The sequence below is a fragment of the Klebsiella sp. Lac1 genome, from assembly GCF_009825425.1.
In the GTDB taxonomy this organism is placed as follows: Bacteria; Pseudomonadota; Gammaproteobacteria; order Enterobacterales; family Enterobacteriaceae; genus Klebsiella; species Klebsiella electrica.
This window is the reverse complement of the sequence record NZ_VJZJ01000003.1, coordinates 303,419-319,637: the sequence shown is the minus strand read 5'-3', so window position 1 is coordinate 319,637 and position 16,219 is coordinate 303,419. Positions and strand designations below refer to the sequence as shown.

15 protein-coding genes are annotated in these 16,219 nt (G+C 53.2%); 7 read left to right on the top strand and 8 right to left on the bottom strand.

Annotation, left to right across the window (positions count from 1 at the left end; translation table 11 throughout):
- Nucleotides 1-11 precede the first annotated feature (11 nt).
- Nucleotides 12-599: a fimbrial protein gene (locus tag FNY10_RS20510; RefSeq protein ID WP_407081484.1), complete on the top strand. Its 588-nt coding sequence runs from the start codon at nucleotides 12-14 to the stop codon at nucleotides 597-599.
- A 46-nt stretch (nucleotides 600-645) separates the two neighbouring features.
- On the opposite strand, the gene FNY10_RS20505 is transcribed toward FNY10_RS20510, so the two are convergent.
- The 6 genes from FNY10_RS20505 to FNY10_RS20480 all read right to left on the bottom strand — a co-directional run bounded on the left by FNY10_RS20505 (nucleotide 646) and on the right by FNY10_RS20480 (nucleotide 5,992).
- On the bottom strand, nucleotides 646-1,362 hold the full coding sequence (locus FNY10_RS20505) for an EAL domain-containing protein (protein ID WP_131048642.1): 717 nt from the start codon (nucleotides 1,360-1,362) through the stop codon (nucleotides 646-648).
- Between the two features lie 133 nt (nucleotides 1,363-1,495).
- On the bottom strand, nucleotides 1,496-2,071 hold the full coding sequence (locus FNY10_RS20500; RefSeq protein WP_131048643.1) for a response regulator transcription factor: 576 nt from the start codon (nucleotides 2,069-2,071) through the stop codon (nucleotides 1,496-1,498).
- 4 nt (nucleotides 2,072-2,075) lie between these two features.
- Nucleotides 2,076-2,771, bottom strand: a complete 696-nt coding sequence (locus FNY10_RS20495; RefSeq protein WP_160703216.1) for a flagellar brake protein — start codon at nucleotides 2,769-2,771, stop codon at nucleotides 2,076-2,078.
- Between the two features lie 413 nt (nucleotides 2,772-3,184).
- Complete coding sequence (locus FNY10_RS20490) at nucleotides 3,185-4,051, bottom strand: aldo/keto reductase family oxidoreductase (RefSeq protein ID WP_131048645.1); 867 nt, start codon at nucleotides 4,049-4,051, stop codon at nucleotides 3,185-3,187.
- Between the two features lie 116 nt (nucleotides 4,052-4,167).
- A complete protein-coding gene (locus FNY10_RS20485; RefSeq protein WP_100684378.1) occupies nucleotides 4,168-5,397 on the bottom strand; it encodes an amino acid permease in 1,230 nt (409 codons plus the stop codon).
- A gap of 133 nt (nucleotides 5,398-5,530) precedes the next feature.
- Entirely contained in the window at nucleotides 5,531-5,992 is a 462-nt protein-coding gene (locus FNY10_RS20480) for a multidrug/biocide efflux PACE transporter (RefSeq protein WP_100684379.1), read from the bottom strand.
- A gap of 140 nt (nucleotides 5,993-6,132) precedes the next feature.
- On the opposite strand from FNY10_RS20480, the gene FNY10_RS20475 reads away from it, so the two are divergent.
- The 3 genes from FNY10_RS20475 to FNY10_RS20465 all read left to right on the top strand — a co-directional run bounded on the left by FNY10_RS20475 (nucleotide 6,133) and on the right by FNY10_RS20465 (nucleotide 9,247).
- A complete protein-coding gene (locus FNY10_RS20475; RefSeq protein ID WP_100684380.1) occupies nucleotides 6,133-7,014 on the top strand; it encodes a LysR family transcriptional regulator in 882 nt (293 codons plus the stop codon).
- Nucleotides 7,015-7,119: 105 nt separating this feature from the next.
- Nucleotides 7,120-8,298 carry an acetyl-CoA C-acetyltransferase gene (locus FNY10_RS20470; RefSeq protein WP_100684381.1) on the top strand — a complete coding sequence of 393 codons (1,179 nt, stop codon included), beginning with the start codon at nucleotides 7,120-7,122 and terminating at the stop codon, nucleotides 8,296-8,298.
- Between the two features lie 253 nt (nucleotides 8,299-8,551).
- The gene (locus FNY10_RS20465; RefSeq protein WP_100684383.1) at nucleotides 8,552-9,247 is read left to right on the top strand and encodes an oligogalacturonate-specific porin KdgM family protein; all 696 of its coding nucleotides are present in this window, start codon (nucleotides 8,552-8,554) and stop codon (nucleotides 9,245-9,247) included.
- A gap of 217 nt (nucleotides 9,248-9,464) precedes the next feature.
- Here the strand turns inward: FNY10_RS20465 and FNY10_RS20460 are convergent, their stop codons facing one another.
- Entirely contained in the window at nucleotides 9,465-10,640 is a 1,176-nt protein-coding gene (locus tag FNY10_RS20460; RefSeq protein WP_160703214.1) for an oligogalacturonate lyase family protein, read from the bottom strand.
- 536 nt (nucleotides 10,641-11,176) lie between these two features.
- On the opposite strand from FNY10_RS20460, the gene kduD reads away from it, so the two are divergent.
- Entirely contained in the window at nucleotides 11,177-11,938 is a 762-nt protein-coding gene (gene kduD / locus FNY10_RS20455; RefSeq protein ID WP_160703212.1) for a 2-dehydro-3-deoxy-D-gluconate 5-dehydrogenase KduD, read from the top strand.
- A gap of 374 nt (nucleotides 11,939-12,312) precedes the next feature.
- Nucleotides 12,313-13,731 (top strand): sugar porter family MFS transporter, encoded by a 1,419-nt coding sequence (locus tag FNY10_RS20450; protein WP_141963574.1) that lies wholly within the window; start codon nucleotides 12,313-12,315, stop codon nucleotides 13,729-13,731.
- Here FNY10_RS20450 and FNY10_RS20445 read toward each other — a convergent pair whose 3' ends face one another.
- A complete protein-coding gene (locus tag FNY10_RS20445) occupies nucleotides 13,732-14,727 on the bottom strand; it encodes a LacI family DNA-binding transcriptional regulator (RefSeq protein WP_100684387.1) in 996 nt (331 codons plus the stop codon).
- A 245-nt stretch (nucleotides 14,728-14,972) separates the two neighbouring features.
- Between FNY10_RS20445 and FNY10_RS20440 the strand changes: the two genes are divergently transcribed.
- The gene (locus tag FNY10_RS20440; protein ID WP_100684388.1) at nucleotides 14,973-16,214 is read left to right on the top strand and encodes an MFS transporter; all 1,242 of its coding nucleotides are present in this window, start codon (nucleotides 14,973-14,975) and stop codon (nucleotides 16,212-16,214) included.
- The last annotated feature ends 5 nt before the right edge of the window (nucleotides 16,215-16,219 follow it).

The following is a 16,219-nucleotide window of genomic DNA, read 5'->3' as shown; positions in this document are numbered from 1 at the left end:
TTGCTGGCGCGATGCTTGCCGCTTCGTCGGCCTACGGTTTTATGACCAATTATGATAACGGACGCGTTGATTTTGTTGGCCGGGTAACGGATATCTCCTGCAGCGTCGCGCTTAACGGCGGTAATAATGCCGGTAGCGGCAACGTCTGGCTGGCGCCGGTGAACCTGGCGGAAGTCCACGACCGCGGGGCCGGCGCCTTTATGAAGCCGCAGTCTTTCACGCTTGAGTTGTCGAATTGCCAGCTCCGCCACGATGGCGGCGCGGCGGATAAAAATGAGATTCGTGCGGTGAATGTGCGCTGGATTGATGGATTTACGATCAAAGCTGTCGCGAATGAAAATGCGGGCTATCTGGCGAACACGCTACCGGATGGGGCGCGAAATATCTATCTGGCGCTGTCAACGAATGATAACAATACGCTGGATAAGAGTAATAAAATTGTCCCCGCCGATCCGCAACAAAACCGCGTGCCGATTGTTGAAAAATCGGTTAATGGCGGCGTATTTACTTATTATATCGGCTACGTCACGCCGTCCCCGGAAAAGGCGACAACCGGTCCACTGACCAGCTGGGCAACCTGGGAACTGGTGTATAATTAAGCGTGCGGTATTTAGCGTATAAAAATACCGCATGACCCCGGTATTTTTATGCGCTAACCTTTTCCTGAACCAGTTGTTCAATGCTGACTTCTTTCCAGTAATGACCCTGAATAGCAAACCACTCCATTCCTTGCAGCCAGTTTTTATGCGCTTCGCTCTCGACACCTTCAATAATAACATTGTGGTTATTGCGTGAAAGGAAGGTCACCAGGGCATCCATCAGCGGCCGCCCGTATTCTTTCTGCATGAGGTGCCAGAATAAATCTTTGTCAATTTTGACATATTCAAAATGATATCCGCGAATAGCACTAATGCCGGCATAACCAGAACCAAAATCGTCGAGCCACAATGTGGACGTCTGCGGACCGTTCCAGCTGGCTAATGCATTATTAAGCAGGCCTTTGGCATTTTCCGTAACTTCAAAATGCACACACTTCAGGTGGTTAATGTAGGCTTCGATTTGCGGCTGATGCAAAATGCCAAGAATATGATCGTCGACATTGATTGTGGCGGAGATGCCATTATCAATAAACCATGCCTGATGCTTTTCAATCAATGCCAGTTGCTCCATGAAAATACTTTCACGAAGCGCTGCATTGGCATGACGGAAGAAAAATTCAGGGGCCACAGGAATAGAGTCGAAGCGGCTTAAACATTCCACTGCAACGAGGGTGTCCTGCGGAGAGAACATTTTTTGAAAAACATAGCGAACAGAGATGTCGTCACGGGATAAGTTATGGTCAGAAAATATTTTAGCGTTCATTTTTTCGTGTCAGGAATTTTACAGAACATTACTGCAGGGTGAAAATATTATAAGTGACATACCTGCAGTTTGGAATGTTTATTAAAAGTAACCTTTCAATTAATTGTCCGGTTGTGATTGGGGTATGGTTTTTCTAGCATTGATACATGTCGACGATTCTATCGTGCATCGCCCGCGAGCTATGCATGCCTAGTTTTTGCATGATATGAATCCTGTGGCTGTAAACGGTTTTATGGTCAATATTCAGGAGGCTGGCAATCTTTTTGTTGTTATGGCAGGCCATGGTCAGCTCCAGCACCTGGCGTTCTCTGGCGGAGAGCTTCTTCGGCAGGGAAAAATCGCCGCCGTCAGCGCTTGCGCTGACGGCGCGATAAAAATCGTGTAACGATGTTTTTTCTGTAAGAATCATAGTGTTATCTATTGTTATTAGCTCGCTGAACAGGCTGGCGATATCGCTTCTGACCACCAGGATTACCCGGGTGCAGTGCAGAAGACACCAGCGCATATTGTTGAGCAATAACATCGTGTTGGCAGCAGAAAAGTCCTTATGAATGACGTTAAAAATAACGATCCCAGACAGGGGAGCGATTGCCCCCTGAGTGATATCCTGATAACGGAAGGTGGTAATGTCTTTATTGTTATCAACTAGATACCTATGAATTGATTGACCGATTAAATTATCATCGGTATACAGAAATATCCTGTCCAAGGGGTCAGACTCTCTTTTTTCGCTTAGCTTCCAGAATCAAATCGAGCAGCATTTTCTCTATTCTGGTCTTATCTTCGCGGTGGCGGAATTTAAACTGACAGGAAACCTGGTGATAGCTTTCACTGTCTTCATCGAAGGTCATTTCAACAACATTTTTAATGGCTAAATCAATGGTGATTTCACCATACTCAGCCAGAGACAGAACTGAATTTTTGAGGATTGAATTATGCGTGAGGAACTTCAGATTCGGGCTTTTCGCCATCAGCGCGCAGCCGCCATCCGAAATATCTTTAATCTCGAAAAGATAGTTTTCGCCATTCCTGTGTCGACCACGGCAAAAAAAGTCATAACGGTTGTGCAGACGAATGCGGGGATCGCGGCGTCTTTGTACCACGTGAATGCATTCCGGTAAGGCAAAGGAGACTTTATTGCCACGCTCCGCATCGGTGTTATAACTCTTCTTTAGCGTCGAACTGAATTCAATCTTTCCTGAATCACTATGCAGGATGAATTTATATTTATGTCCGGGTGGGATCTTGCTATGAGTGACGATATGGAACTCAGCAAAATCTACCCGGGTAATCTGGGTCATGATGTTTTTGTTATTAAAGAAAATCTCTATCCCGGAGCGTTTTCTCAGTTCCTCCCTGAAAATAGCAATGATTTCATACCGACTGGTCTTTATTGTTCCCTCTGTCATGTAAAATCCTTGTTGATTTTTTATTGTGTGTAGTTAATTTTTCTTATGCCTATACCAACATTCTGATTGCATTAACCAGATGTTTTTATGAGCGTCCGATGTTATTGGCTATCTTTATCGCAAAATTGATTTGTATAAACGTCGAATCAGATATTGTTTTTCCTGTAATTAAGCGTTGAAAAAATTCCGGGGAAGGCATAAACGACAAAAGTCCCCAATAAGGAGACTTGTCAAAAGAGTATAAATCAATGCTATATATAGGGTTGTTGAGCGCAGAATAGTGCAAACATATCGCCGTTTTTAGGATATATAGTGCCAGCCGCGTTGGGCTAATTCCAGACAAATAGCTGGAGAGAAAATGGCGTCCGGCACGGACCTGCGCACAGGGAAATGCACAGGCGTGCCGATGGGGGTCAGCGCTGCAGTTTTGCTAATGTAGCGATGGCTTGCGCAGGCAGGGTTAACGCGCCTGCGGCCAGGTTCTCCTGCAGGTGCTGGAGCGAAGAGGTGCCCGGGATCAGCAGAATATTAGGCGAACGCTGCAGCAGCCAGGCGAGCGCAACCTGCATCGGCGTCGCCTCCAGCGCGGCGGCAACGTCGTTCAGCTCCTGGGCCTGCAGCGGGGTAAATCCCCCCAGCGGAAAGAAAGGGACGTAGGCAATATTTTGTGCGGCAAGTTCATCAATCAGCGCATCGTCTGCGCGACTGGCGACGTTATATTGGTTTTGCACGCAAACAACGGGCGTCATCTTTTGCGCATCGGCCACCTGTTTTGCGGTCACGTTGCTAAGGCCGATGTGGCGGATAAGGCCACGCTCTTTAAGCTCAAGCAGCGTGGTCAGCGGTGCTTCCAGCGAACCTTCTACCGGTCCGTGGGTACCAAGCATACTGCGCAGATTCACGATCTCCAGGACATCGAGTCCCAGATTACGCAGGTTATCTTCCACCGCCTGCGTGAGCTCCTCAGGCGACATCGCCGGTAGCCAGTTGCCCTTTTCATCGCGACGCGCGCTGACTTTCGTCACGATACAAAGATCGTCGGCATAAGGATGGAGCGCTTTGCGAATCAGCTGGTTAGTAATATGCGGGCCGTAAAAATCGGAGGTATCAATATGATTGACTCCCGCCTCTATCGCGGCGTGCAGGACACGGATAGCGGCCTGCGGATCGGCTGGCGGGCCGAATACGCCGGGGCCAGCTAACTGCATGGCTCCGTAGCCCAGACGATAGACCTGGCGCTGACCTAATGTTCCGCTTCCGGATAATTTTACGCTGGACATGACGACTCCCCCCTGATGTGCAAACCCTAAGTGTAAACCTGGCGAAGAAGTCCGGATGGCAGGAATATTGGCAGAACGTGCGGCGGCGGTGATAACCGCCGCCGCAGAGGGGAAGATTAGCTAAAGAACATGACCGAAACGCACAGCAGTCCGACCACCAGGGTGATGAAATTACCCACTGAACGGTAGGGTTTGAGCGCGGGAATGATATAGGTCGACAGCGTTGGCATGATGAACAGGATCATGGCGATCAGCGGGCCGCTGATGGCGTAGATCATGGAAATGGCGTTCGGATTGATAAAGCAAACCATGAACGTCAGCGTCGAGACCAGCAGAATCGACATCGCGCGGTTAAAGGCGCGGCTTTTGCGAATGCCGACCTGATTGAGCGACGTTTTCACGATTTCGCTGGCGCCTTCAATCACGCCAAAATAGGTGCCGAGAAATGACTTCGACATGGCCACGACGGCGACCACGATGCCTGTTACCGACAGCCACGCCGGGGAGCCTGGCATCATCGACAGCGCGGAGAGGATGGTCACCCCTTCGTTACGTGCGTTTTCGATATAGGAGACCGGTATCGCCAGCAGGCAGCTGAAGACAAAAAACAGCACGCTGGCGCAGATGATGGTATAGGCCACTTTCATGATTTTTTTGCATTTACCCATCGCCAGCTCACCATATTTCTCCTGCTGATCGACAGCAAAAGTGGAAATGATGGGTGTATGGCTAAAAGCGAAAACCATCACAGGAATCGAGATCCAGACCTGGTGAAAGGTCTGTGAGGTCAGCTGCAACTGGCTGGTGAGATGCTCTGGCTGCCAGTCGCCGATTAAATAGAGAGACAAGAACAGGAAGCAGGCAATCAGCGGGAACACCAAAAAACCCATCACCTTAATCGTGATATGGCGACCCATCAAAAAGATCAGGTTCAACACCATGACCACGGCCAGACTTAGCATGGCGCGAACGACGGGGGTAATCGGCGTATGCCTTGCCAGCTGCTCGGCGAGCGAGTTGGTGATGGCCACGGCATAAATTAGCACCACCACGAAGAAGGCGAGGAAATAGAGCGCGGTGATCAGATTACCCACTTTCTTGCCGTAGTAATGGTTAACCGCCCCGGTGATCCCGACGCCGGGCGCAGCTTTCGCGGAGAGGATGAACTGACTCAGCGCTTTGTGCGGCCAGTAGGTTAACGGCCAGGCGACCAGCGCGGTGATAAACAGAACAATGGCGCCGGCAGACCCCAGTTGGATCGGCAAAAACAGGGTGCCAGCGCCTACGGCAGTGCCATATAAGGCAAAACTCCAAAGAGTTTCTTCTTTAGACCAAATTTTAGACATTGTGTGAATTTATCAACCGTAAGAACAAAAAAAAGGAGTGTAATTTACCACAACAATGAATGGGCCGTTGCGATACTTTCGGATGACAAATAAGGCCGGGGGCGCCGGGTATCCTCCCGGCGATGAAGAACCGTTAGCTGCGCGCCAGGATCCGCTGCTGGCGATACTTCAGTACGCGCTCGCGCAGCGTATCCCATACCCAGTTAAACAGCATGGTGTAGGGCAGGAAGAACAGCATAAAGCCGATTTCCAGCATAAACGCCTGGATCAGCGAGACCCCGAGAAGCAGCGCCACGGCGGTGATCCCGATAACAATAAACCCGGACTCGAAGCCGATGGCGTGCAGCGCGCGGACTTTCAGGGTCCGCGCCACGCGAGATACCGGCCAGAGGCGGTCAAAAGCGGCGTTGTATATCAGGTTCCATACCATCGCCAGCGTCGCGAGCAGCACGCTCAACCCACCCATTTCAAGAACCGAACGCTGCATCAGCCAGGCGGCGGTCGGGGCGAGAATTAATGTGGCGAGTCCTTCAAAACTGACCGCATGGATAATGCGCTCTGTCAGCGTCTTGCGCTGAAATGTGTTCTGTTGCATGGCTTGCTACCTCCGAAAAAGCCGTTGTTCTGACCGGTTCTTCTGCGACAGGGAGAGAACCGATTCTGAGAAATTCCTCCGCATTTTATGGATAAATATGATAAAAAAAAGATAGATTCCATCGATAAAGTAGATAGTTCATGCGCTATTCTCCTGAAGCTCTCACCGCATTTGTTGAAGCCGTGGCCTGCGGGTCGTTTTCCGCCGCCGCCCGTCGGCTGCGCAAAAGCCAGTCCACCATCAGCACCGCCATTTCCAACCTTGAAGCCGATCTGGGCGTCGCGCTGTTTGACCGCACGACCCGCCATCCCACGCTGACGCCGCAGGGCGAACAGGTTCTGAGTTACGTCAAAGCGATTCTGGCGGCCAGCGATCGGCTCGATGAGCTGGCGATTTCCCTGTCTGATGAAACGGAAGCGCGCCTGACGTTTGTGCTTTCCGATACGCTGCACCCGGATGTGCTGGAGGATCTGCTGCAGCAGTTCGATAGTCGTTTTCCCCACACCGAGTTTGAGTGTCTGATAGGGGAAGATGAGGATGTCATTGACCTGTTGCAGAAGGAGCGCGCGCAGGTGGGGCTGATTGAGGCCAGGGATAGCTATCCGACGGAGATTGGTAGTACCCGCCTGCCGTTACAAACGGCGATGGCTATCTACGTGGCCCCCGCGCATCCGTTGGCGGCACAGGGGCGGGTCGCCTGGGATGAGCTGCATAGCTGGCGAGAACTACGCCTGAGCACTTTTCTGGCCAGCTCGCTCGAGCCGGCGAAAGGGCAGGTCTGGTCGGCGCCGAACTATTTACTGCTGCTCAGTATGACGGTACAGGGGCTGGGATGGTGCATTTTACCCTGCGCGCTGGTGGAGGAGTTTGCCGGTTCAGGCACGCTGGTGGCGCTGAACATTCCCGGCTGGCCGCGGGCGATTTCCGTTGATTTACTGTGGAATAAGAAGGCGCCGCCGGGGAAAGCCGGAAGCTGGCTGCGTCAGCATTTACAGCGCCAGGAACCCGCCACGCGGGGCTAATCTTTGTGATTTGTCTCACTTTTTTTAAACAATTGCGAAATTTTTTGATAACAATTCTCTACTATGTTGCTGTTTCTTTGCGCAGAGGCAGGGCAGAGGTAGAGGATGAAAGATGTCGTAATCGTTGGTGCGTTGCGCACCCCTATCGGGTGTTTTCAGGGGACGTTGTCGCGCCACTCTGCGGTAGAGTTGGGCAGTCTTGTGGTTAAGGCGCTGGTGGAACGTACCGGCATCGATCCGCAACGTGTTGATGAGGTGATCCTCGGGCAGGTACTGACCGCGGGGACCGGGCAAAACCCGGCCCGTCAATCGGCGATCCGCGGCGGGCTGCCGAATACCGTTTCCGCCATTACGATTAACGATGTCTGTGGTTCCGGACTGAAGGCGCTGCATCTGGCGACACAGGCAATCCAGTGCGGCGAAGCCGACGTGGTGATTGCCGGCGGCCAGGAAAATATGAGCCGGGCGCCGCACGTTCTCACCGATAGCCGTACCGGCGCTCAGCTGGGCAACAGCCAGTTGATTGACAGCCTGGTTCACGATGGCCTGTGGGATGCCTTCAACGACTACCACATGGGAGTCACGGCGGAAAACCTGGCGCGTGAATATGGTATCAGCCGCGAGCTGCAGGATGCCTGGGCGCTGAGTTCACAGCATAAGGCCCGGCGGGCGATTGATTCAGGGCGCTTTCGCGACGAGATTGTGCCGGTGATGACCGAGCTGAACGGAGTGCCGCGCACCGTTGATACCGATGAACAGCCGCGGGTCGATGCCAGCGCCGAAGGGTTGGCCAGCCTGCTACCCGCCTTCGATCGGCTGGGCTCGGTGACCGCGGGCAACGCGTCCAGCATCAATGACGGCGCGGCGGCGGTCATGATGATGAGCGAATCGAAAGCGCAGGAGCTGGGGCTGCCGATCCTCGCGCGGATCCGCGCTTTTGCCAGCGTCGGCGTCGATCCGGCACTGATGGGGATCGCGCCGGTACACGCGACGCGCCGCTGTCTGGAAAGGGCGGGCTGGCGGCTCGATGAGGTCGATCTTATCGAGGCCAATGAGGCATTTGCCGCCCAGGCGATTTCTGTCGGCAGAGTGCTGGAATGGGATGAGCGCCGGGTCAATGTCAACGGCGGAGCGATTGCGCTGGGTCATCCCATCGGGGCATCCGGCTGTCGTATTCTGGTTTCTCTGGTGCACGAGATGATTAAACGCGATGCCCGCAAAGGGCTGGCTACGCTCTGTATCGGCGGCGGTCAGGGCGTTGCGCTGGCGGTAGAACGCGCCTAATTCCTCTTTGCTTTACCTGCTTCTCAAGCCTCCTTGCGGAGGCTTTTTTATTGGTTTTTCTTCCCGCAGAACCGGGAAAATTCAGCGAAACAGGGGCGATAAAGGCCCTTTTTGTTGAGCGTGGTCACGTCCTGCTGTGCCATGTTTTTTGAAACAAATAATTACGATCTTGATCACTAAAACTATATTCCTTAAAAAATAAAATACAGTTTCATAAAATAGAAACATAATTTTAATTTTAAAGGGGTATCCTATGTTTGCAAGATCTCTGGCCCTTGCTACGCTCTGTGCCGCAGCCTTTTCCGCTTCCGCCGTCACGGTTGATTTGCGTCATGAATTTATTGATGGAGGTAAGACGGATAAAACCAATGCCGACCGCGTCTCGGTCTCCCATCGCTTTGCCAACGGATTCGGCTTCTCCGTTGAGGCGAAGTGGAAGTCAGGCGGCGATAATACCGCGCAGCCGTATTCAGATTTTGTCGGCAATGGCCACGAAGAGACCATTAGCTGGCAGTGGAAGGCGAATCAGAACTTCTCCGTGACGCCGGGGTTTAATATTGAGAGCAACGATAGCCGCTCAATCTACAAACCCAATCTGCGCGTCCAGTACAGCTTCGATAATGGTTTCTACGTGGCAGCCCGTTATCGCTACGACTATACCCGCTACCCGGCGAACGCCGGTAAAGAAGACGATAAAGTGAACCGTGGTGATGCGTGGGCCGGGTTTGTGATGGGCAACTGGCGTACCGAGCTGAACTATGTTTATGCCCGCAGCACCGAGGGCGTGAAGCGCAACGACAACAAGCCGTACTCCCAGGAGTACAACGTGAAGCTGGCCTATAAGCTGGACAAAAACTGGGCGCCATATGGTGAAGTGGGCAACGTGGGCGTAAATGACCGCAGCGATCGCCAGACCCGTTTCCGCGTCGGGGTGGCTTACAGCTTCTGATAAAACCCTTTTCCGTCATGACCCCGGAGCCGTCAGCCGGGGTTTTCTGTTTTGTGGTCCGGCGGCGCTTCCTTTCGCGTTGATTGAGGTGAAAGCGTGTTTTGCCGCTCGCGTTGTTGCGAGGGCCTGCGGAGGGACGGGTCACATGCAGCAAAAAAGCCCTCCGTGTAGGAGGGCAAGGCCAGTAACAGAAACACACTCAAAAACGATACGGATGCTACGCCTGCAGCATCTCCGGGTGCGCTGGCAGTTTCGCCAGGTAGATAGCCGGTTTCCCGTCTTTGTCCGAACTGAACAAAATCGCGCTATCGTCCGGCGTAAACGAAGGATGCGGATGGGTGACCTGACGGCTATTGGCGACCGTCGCCCAGGAGGTATCATGCCGGGCAACGCGGAAGTAAGCCTGTTTCGCAACATCAAAGACGTAGAGATACGGGTCGTTATCAATGGTGTAGCCGCTGGTATCTTTGACATCCACCGGCGTACCAGAGCCATCCCCAACCAGCAGCGTACCGTCGAAATTGCTCATCAGATGCGAGCAGGCGGGCATTTGCATCAGCGCGGTATTGATGCCGGTATCCGGATCGAAACGATAAATCGTCCGTCCCTGCTGACCTTTCAGATAGGAGACATAAATCAGCGCCGAACCGTTCGGGACCCAAAACTCGTGCGTGCAGCTTTCGCCAGCGGCATGCTCTTTGACTTTCCGCACGTGGCTGCCATCTTCGTTGACCATCCACATCCGGGCGTCGACCAGGTCGTGCGGCCCTTCATGGCAGAAAGCGACGGTATTGTCATCGAACGGACGATAGATAGGATGACCCAGCCATTTTTTCTCTTCATGAATAACGCGGCTTTCGCCGCTTTGCAGGTCAACGCGCAGCAGACGGCAGCGCGGGCCTTTATGGAAGAAGTCGTGGAAAATCTGCCAGTCGTTAAGCGGCGTCCAGTCGCTTTTGGCGATCTCAATGCCGACCAGTTTGCTGCAGTCGCTGTTGGCGACCCAGGTACCGTAGCCGACCCACTCATCCGGGACGCGATAGACCTGACGTTCCTCGAGGGTGGAAAGGTTGACTTCCAGCAGCGTGCGGTCGTTTTTCACGTAATAGAGCGCGGAGTCATCCGGCGAGAGGAAGCCGCCAAAGGTATTATCACCGGCGCCTTCGGTGAGCTGTACGGCCTCGGCTGTCGCGATATTTAACAGATAGTAGTTCCAGTGGCCATCAAACTCGCCGGCGAACAGCAGGTGGCTACCGTCATTAAAAAAACACTTCTGATAGAAATAGTTACGATGACAGGTGACTTCCGGAGGGGTTAAGCGGGTGATCTCCGCGCCGGTATCCGGATCGCGACTGACTGCATAATTCAATTTTACCCGCATGCCTTTAGCCATGATGTACTCCTTTTCCTTCCCGCGATGTCGTCTGTCGGCAGGGGACGTATAGCCAGGGAAGTTGATTTAAAAGATGGGTGTTAATTTATCAAAACATTGTTTCATTTTTTGTGATGACGAACGCAATTCACTATAAAATCTTGCACTGGATCGCGGTTTTTTTGCTCTTTCTTCCGCTTTACCGAGGCTAACTTTGTTTTCATACCTGCTTTTTGCGTTTTGTCGCCATCGTTCAAATATCAATTAATTTATTGTATTTTATCATTTTTATTTCTTTTACTGTCTCTCTCCTGGCGATCTGTTTTGTATTTTTGCTAAACAGACCACAAAAATATGAAACGTTGTTTTAATAAAAATTGAAAACGACTTTCCCCGAGGGTAAGATGTCGACAACAGTAAAACGAAACTGTGTTTTATTTTTTAGGTGGGTCATACCCAGAGCGTTTTCCCTGGCGTAAGCAACCGTGAGGGATGCGGATCGGACAAATAGAACCTTGCCTGTGTTGTACGGGCTCTGAAAGATTAAGGAACAAAGTATGATACTCGATGCATTCTCTCTACAGGGTAAAGTGGCGGTTGTCACCGGCTGTGATACCGGGCTGGGTCAGGGTATGGCACTCGGTCTGGCCGAAGCGGGCTGCGATATTGTCGGCATTAATATTGTCGAGCCGGTAGAAACGATCGCGTGCGTCACCGCGCTGGGGCGTCGTTTCCTCAGCCTGACCGCCGATTTGCGCCAGATTGATGGTATTCCTCAACTGCTGGAGCGCGCGGTGGCCGAATTTGGCCATATCGATATTCTGGTCAACAACGCCGGTCTGATTCGCCGTCAGGATGCCCTTGAATTCAGTGAGAAAGACTGGGATGACGTGATGGATCTGAATATCAAGACCGTGTTCTTTATGTCCCAGGCGGCGGCGAAGCATTTTATTGCCCAGGGTAACGGCGGCAAGATCATTAACATCGCGTCGATGCTCTCTTTCCAGGGCGGCATTCGCGTACCGTCCTACACCGCATCAAAAAGCGGCGTGATGGGGGTGACCCGCCTGCTGGCGAACGAATGGGCGAAGTACAACATCAACGTCAACGCGATTGCACCGGGCTATATGGCAACCAACAATACCCAGCAGCTGCGCTCCGATGAACAGCGCAGCGGGGAAATTCTTGACCGCATTCCGGCAGGGCGCTGGGGTTTACCGGGCGATCTGATGGGGCCGGTGGTCTTCCTCTCCTCCCGCGCAGCGGATTACATTAACGGCTACACCGTGGCGGTCGATGGCGGTTGGCTGGCGCGCTAAGCCGGCGCGGCGACAGGCGATAAACCCTGCTTTGACGGCAGGGTTTTTTTATTGCTGGCGGCGGGCGGGCCACTTCCCGATGCGGCAACCGACGCAACGGTGATGAAAGATGAACATTAATTATCCATATTGATATGGTGAGGGATTTAAAAATCGTCCATATCATTTCATCGGGATCTCATCAACATCCCAATAGATAAAAGGGGTTAATAAAAATAGATTGATGAAACGGGAATAATAGAAAGTTTAATGTCCATCACAAAACAAGTCCTTCCAGCAATTTAATCCATATTTTTGACGTCTCATCCCTGACACCTTGTCGCACCGATCGCGTACTTTCACTGCACGTCTTACTTTGCTCAGGCAGGAAAAAAATGACCTCAATCAGTGACGGCTCGACGGTGCTGGCGCGTAGCCAGCGTGATACCCGACGTATGAATCAGTTTGTCTCTATTGCCGCTGCGGTGGCTGGATTGCTTTTTGGCCTCGATATTGGGGTGATTGCCGGGGCGCTGCCCTTTATTACCGATCATTTTGTCTTATCCAGCCGACTGCAGGAGTGGGTGGTCAGCAGCATGATGCTGGGGGCGGCGGTTGGCGCGCTGTTCAACGGCTGGCTCTCCTTCCGCCTGGGACGTAAATACAGCCTGATGGCGGGGGCGATATTGTTTGTGGCCGGGTCAATCGGATCGGCGTTTGCCGCAAGCGTCGAAATGCTGCTGGCGGCGAGGATCATTCTCGGTATCGCCGTGGGCATTGCCTCTTATACCGCGCCGCTGTATCTTTCTGAAATGGCGAGCGAAAACGTGCGTGGCAAGATGATCAGTATGTATCAGCTGATGGTGACGCTGGGGATCGTCATGGCCTTCCTGTCCGATACCGCATTCAGCTACAGCGGTAACTGGCGGGCGATGCTGGGCGTGCTGGCGCTGCCGGCGATCCTGCTGATCGTTCTGGTGATTTTCCTGCCGAACAGCCCGCGCTGGCTGGCGGAAAAAGGACGCCATATCGAAGCGGAAGAGGTGCTGCGCATGCTGCGCGATACCTCGGAAAAAGCCCGTGATGAGCTCAATGAAATCCGCGAAAGCCTGAAGCTGAAGCAAGGCGGCTGGGCGCTGTTTAAGATCAATCGCAACGTCCGCCGCGCGGTATTTCTTGGCATGTTGTTGCAGGCGATGCAGCAATTTACCGGCATGAATATCATCATGTACTACGCGCCGCGTATTTTTAAAATGGCCGGTTTCACCACCACCGAGCAGCAGATGATTGCCACGCTGGTGGTGGGCCTGACCTTTATGTTTGCGACCTTTATCGCGGTCTTTACCGTCGATAAAGCCGGGCGTAAACCGGCGTTGAAAATCGGCTTTAGCGTGATGGCTATCGGCACGCTGGTGCTGGGTTACTGCCTGATGCAGTTTGATAACGGTACCGCCTCCAGCGGCCTGTCCTGGCTTTCCGTCGGTATGACCATGATGTGTATAGCGGGCTATGCGATGAGCGCCGCGCCGGTGGTATGGATCCTGTGTTCGGAAATTCAGCCGCTGAAATGCCGCGACTTCGGCATTACCTGTTCAACTACCACCAACTGGGTGTCGAACATGATTATCGGCGCCACCTTCCTGACGCTGCTGGACAGCATTGGCGCGGCGGGGACCTTCTGGCTCTATACCGCGCTGAACGTGGCGTTTATCGGCGTGACGTTCTGGCTGATTCCGGAAACCAAAAACGTTACGCTCGAACACATCGAGCGCCGACTGATGTCCGGTGAAAAGCTGCGCAACATCGGTAATTAATTACAGGGATGCTCTTGGTAGCCACGGACTGGCTACGCGTATCGTTTCCCGATGGCTATCGCCGTTAATAATATGCAGGGCGCTCAGGCGCCCGATATCATAGTGCGGCAGCTGCACCGTCGACAGCGGCGGTAAAAACAGATCGCCAATGCCGACCATATTATCGTAGCCCACCACCGCAACATCCTGCGGGATCCGCAATCCCTGCGCCAGCAGCGTCTGATAGACCATAAAGGCGATACGATCGTTACCGCAGATAACCGCATCGAATCGCGGCTTTCCCTCGCGGAGATGGCTCTGCACCACGGCGGGGATATCATGGTAGTGCTGATCGCCGAAGGCCATATAGCTGTGCACCAACGTATCCGGGTCGATACCGGCTTCGCGGCAGGCGCGCTCCAGCCCCTGGCGACGGCGCACGGTGGCGAGATGGTTAGCCGGAAGGTGTAAACAGAGCGGATTACGATAGCCTGCGGCGAGCAGGGCTTTTACCGCAACGTACTGACCCTGTTCATCATCAGGAATATAGCTGGCGATCGGGTCGTTAAGACTTTCGCAGTTGGCGAGGACGCAGGGGAGCGTCAGCAGCTTGGCCGGAACGGGCACCTGGCGCAGCCCCATGGTGGTGTAGATGATACCGTCAGGGCGGTGGGAGAGCAGCAGGTCGACGATGTTTTCCGGGCTGTCATCGGAAAACATGTTCACCACGAAGCTGTTCCAGCCGTGCGCGCGGGCGGTCTCTTCGATAGACAGCGCGATCTCAACCGAAAACGGCGTGGTGACGGTATCCAGCGCCAGGACGCCAATGGTATTCGGCGTGGCGCGCGCGCCGCGAATTTTCTTGGCTGACAGGTCGGGGACGTAGTTGGTCTGCTCGATAGCAGACTGAACGCGAGCCAGCGTTTCGGGTTTCAGACGTTCCGGGTTGTTCAGCGCCCGTGAAACCGTCATCAGAGATACGTTTGCCAGTTTTGCCACATCTTTCAAGGATGCCATATTTCCCACTCCACCGTTGCCGCCGTGCAACAGGCTATACAACTAAGTCGCTGATGTAAAAGGATCATACGATATTCTATCGCACGTCGTGTTCTGTCAGTGGAGCGGATTCTTTGATCGCGATCGCACCTCTGCTATGTTAACGTTAACTTTTGTGATTAACATCATGTATCTCAGTAAAACGGCATGATTTATGTTTTTTGTTAACGTTACCATTGCATGCATTACCCCTACACGAGAATGTCATGATGAAAGCCCATCACTCTCACAGCTATCCGTTACTCAGCGCGTTACTGTTTTTCTTTTTTGTCACCTGGTCCTCTTCCGGCTCATTGCTCTCTATCTGGTTGCACCAGGAAGTGGGGCTTAAGCCGGGGGATACTGGGATCATCTATGCCGTGCTTTCCGTATCAGCGCTGTTTGCCCAGGTGTGTTACGGCTTTATTCAGGACAAGCTCGGGCTGCGTAAAAATCTGCTCTGGTATATCACCGTGCTGCTGATCCTCTCCGGACCGGCGTATCTGCTGTTTGGTTATCTGCTGAAAATAAACGTGCTGCTCGGCAGTATCTTTGGCGGGATCTATATCGGCTTAACCTTTAACGGTGGTATCGGAGTCCTCGAATCCTACACCGAACGCGTGGCGCGCCAGAGCCAGTTTGAGTTTGGTCGGGCGCGTATGTGGGGCTCGCTGGGCTGGGCGGTGGCGACCTTTTTTGCCGGGCTGCTGTTTAACATCAACCCGAAACTCAACTTTGCGGTCGCCAGCGGTTCCGGCCTGGTGTTCTTTATTCTGCTGGCGCGACTGCGGGTCTCTTCCGCGCCGCACGCCATGCAGGAAGCGGTATCCGGCGGTAAAGTGACGCTGGAAGACGCCCTGCGTCTGCTGACCCTGCCGCGTTTCTGGGCGCTGGTTTTCTTCGTGATTGGCACCTGTATCTACGGCGTTTACGACCAGCAGTTCCCGGTCTACTTCTCTTCCCAGTTTGCGACCTTGCAGGAAGGCAATGCGATGTACGGCTACCTGAACTCCTTCCAGGTGTTCCTTGAAGCCGCCGGGATGTTCTGCGCGCCGTGGCTGGTTAACCGCATCGGCGCGAAAAACGGTCTGATCTTCGCCGGGATGGTGATGGCGATGCGCATGGTGGCCTCCGGGCTGGTGGAAGGGCCGCTGCTGATTTCCATCACCAAGCTGCTGCATGCGGTGGAACTGCCGGTACTGCTGGTCGCCATCTTTAAATACAACAGCTTAAACTTTGATAAACGCCTCTCTTCCACGCTGTATCTGGTGGGCTTCGCCTGCACCAGCTCGGTGATTGCCACGGTGCTGTCGCCGCTGGCGGGCTACAGCTATGAGAAATACGGCTTCGCCCAGTCCTATCTGATTATGGGACTGCTGGTGTTCTGCACCACCTTTATCTCCATTTTCTTGTTGCGATCCAGTCGTTCATCTTCCGATCCGATGATGTCGCAACCCTCCGCTATCTGAATGAA

Excerpts from the sequence above, each read along its gene's own strand:
- FNY10_RS20510 (WP_407081484.1), top strand. The coding sequence starts at position 12 with ATGCTTGCCGCTTCGTCGGCCTACGGTTTTATGACCAATTATGATAAC.
- FNY10_RS20505 (WP_131048642.1), bottom strand. The coding sequence starts at position 1,362 with ATGAACGCTAAAATATTTTCTGACCATAACTTATCCCGTGACGACATC.
- FNY10_RS20495 (WP_160703216.1), bottom strand. The coding sequence starts at position 2,771 with ATGACAGAGGGAACAATAAAGACCAGTCGGTATGAAATCATTGCTATT.
- FNY10_RS20490 (WP_131048645.1), bottom strand. The coding sequence starts at position 4,051 with ATGTCCAGCGTAAAATTATCCGGAAGCGGAACATTAGGTCAGCGCCAG.
- FNY10_RS20485 (WP_100684378.1), bottom strand. The coding sequence starts at position 5,397 with ATGTCTAAAATTTGGTCTAAAGAAGAAACTCTTTGGAGTTTTGCCTTA.
- FNY10_RS20480 (WP_100684379.1), bottom strand. The coding sequence starts at position 5,992 with ATGCAACAGAACACATTTCAGCGCAAGACGCTGACAGAGCGCATTATC.
- FNY10_RS20475 (WP_100684380.1), top strand. The coding sequence starts at position 6,133 with ATGCGCTATTCTCCTGAAGCTCTCACCGCATTTGTTGAAGCCGTGGCC.
- FNY10_RS20470 (WP_100684381.1), top strand. The coding sequence starts at position 7,120 with ATGAAAGATGTCGTAATCGTTGGTGCGTTGCGCACCCCTATCGGGTGT.
- FNY10_RS20465 (WP_100684383.1), top strand. The coding sequence starts at position 8,552 with ATGTTTGCAAGATCTCTGGCCCTTGCTACGCTCTGTGCCGCAGCCTTT.
- FNY10_RS20460 (WP_160703214.1), bottom strand. The coding sequence starts at position 10,640 with ATGGCTAAAGGCATGCGGGTAAAATTGAATTATGCAGTCAGTCGCGAT.
- kduD (WP_160703212.1), top strand. The coding sequence starts at position 11,177 with ATGATACTCGATGCATTCTCTCTACAGGGTAAAGTGGCGGTTGTCACC.
- FNY10_RS20450 (WP_141963574.1), top strand. The coding sequence starts at position 12,313 with ATGACCTCAATCAGTGACGGCTCGACGGTGCTGGCGCGTAGCCAGCGT.
- FNY10_RS20445 (WP_100684387.1), bottom strand. The coding sequence starts at position 14,727 with ATGGCATCCTTGAAAGATGTGGCAAAACTGGCAAACGTATCTCTGATG.
- FNY10_RS20440 (WP_100684388.1), top strand. The coding sequence starts at position 14,973 with ATGATGAAAGCCCATCACTCTCACAGCTATCCGTTACTCAGCGCGTTA.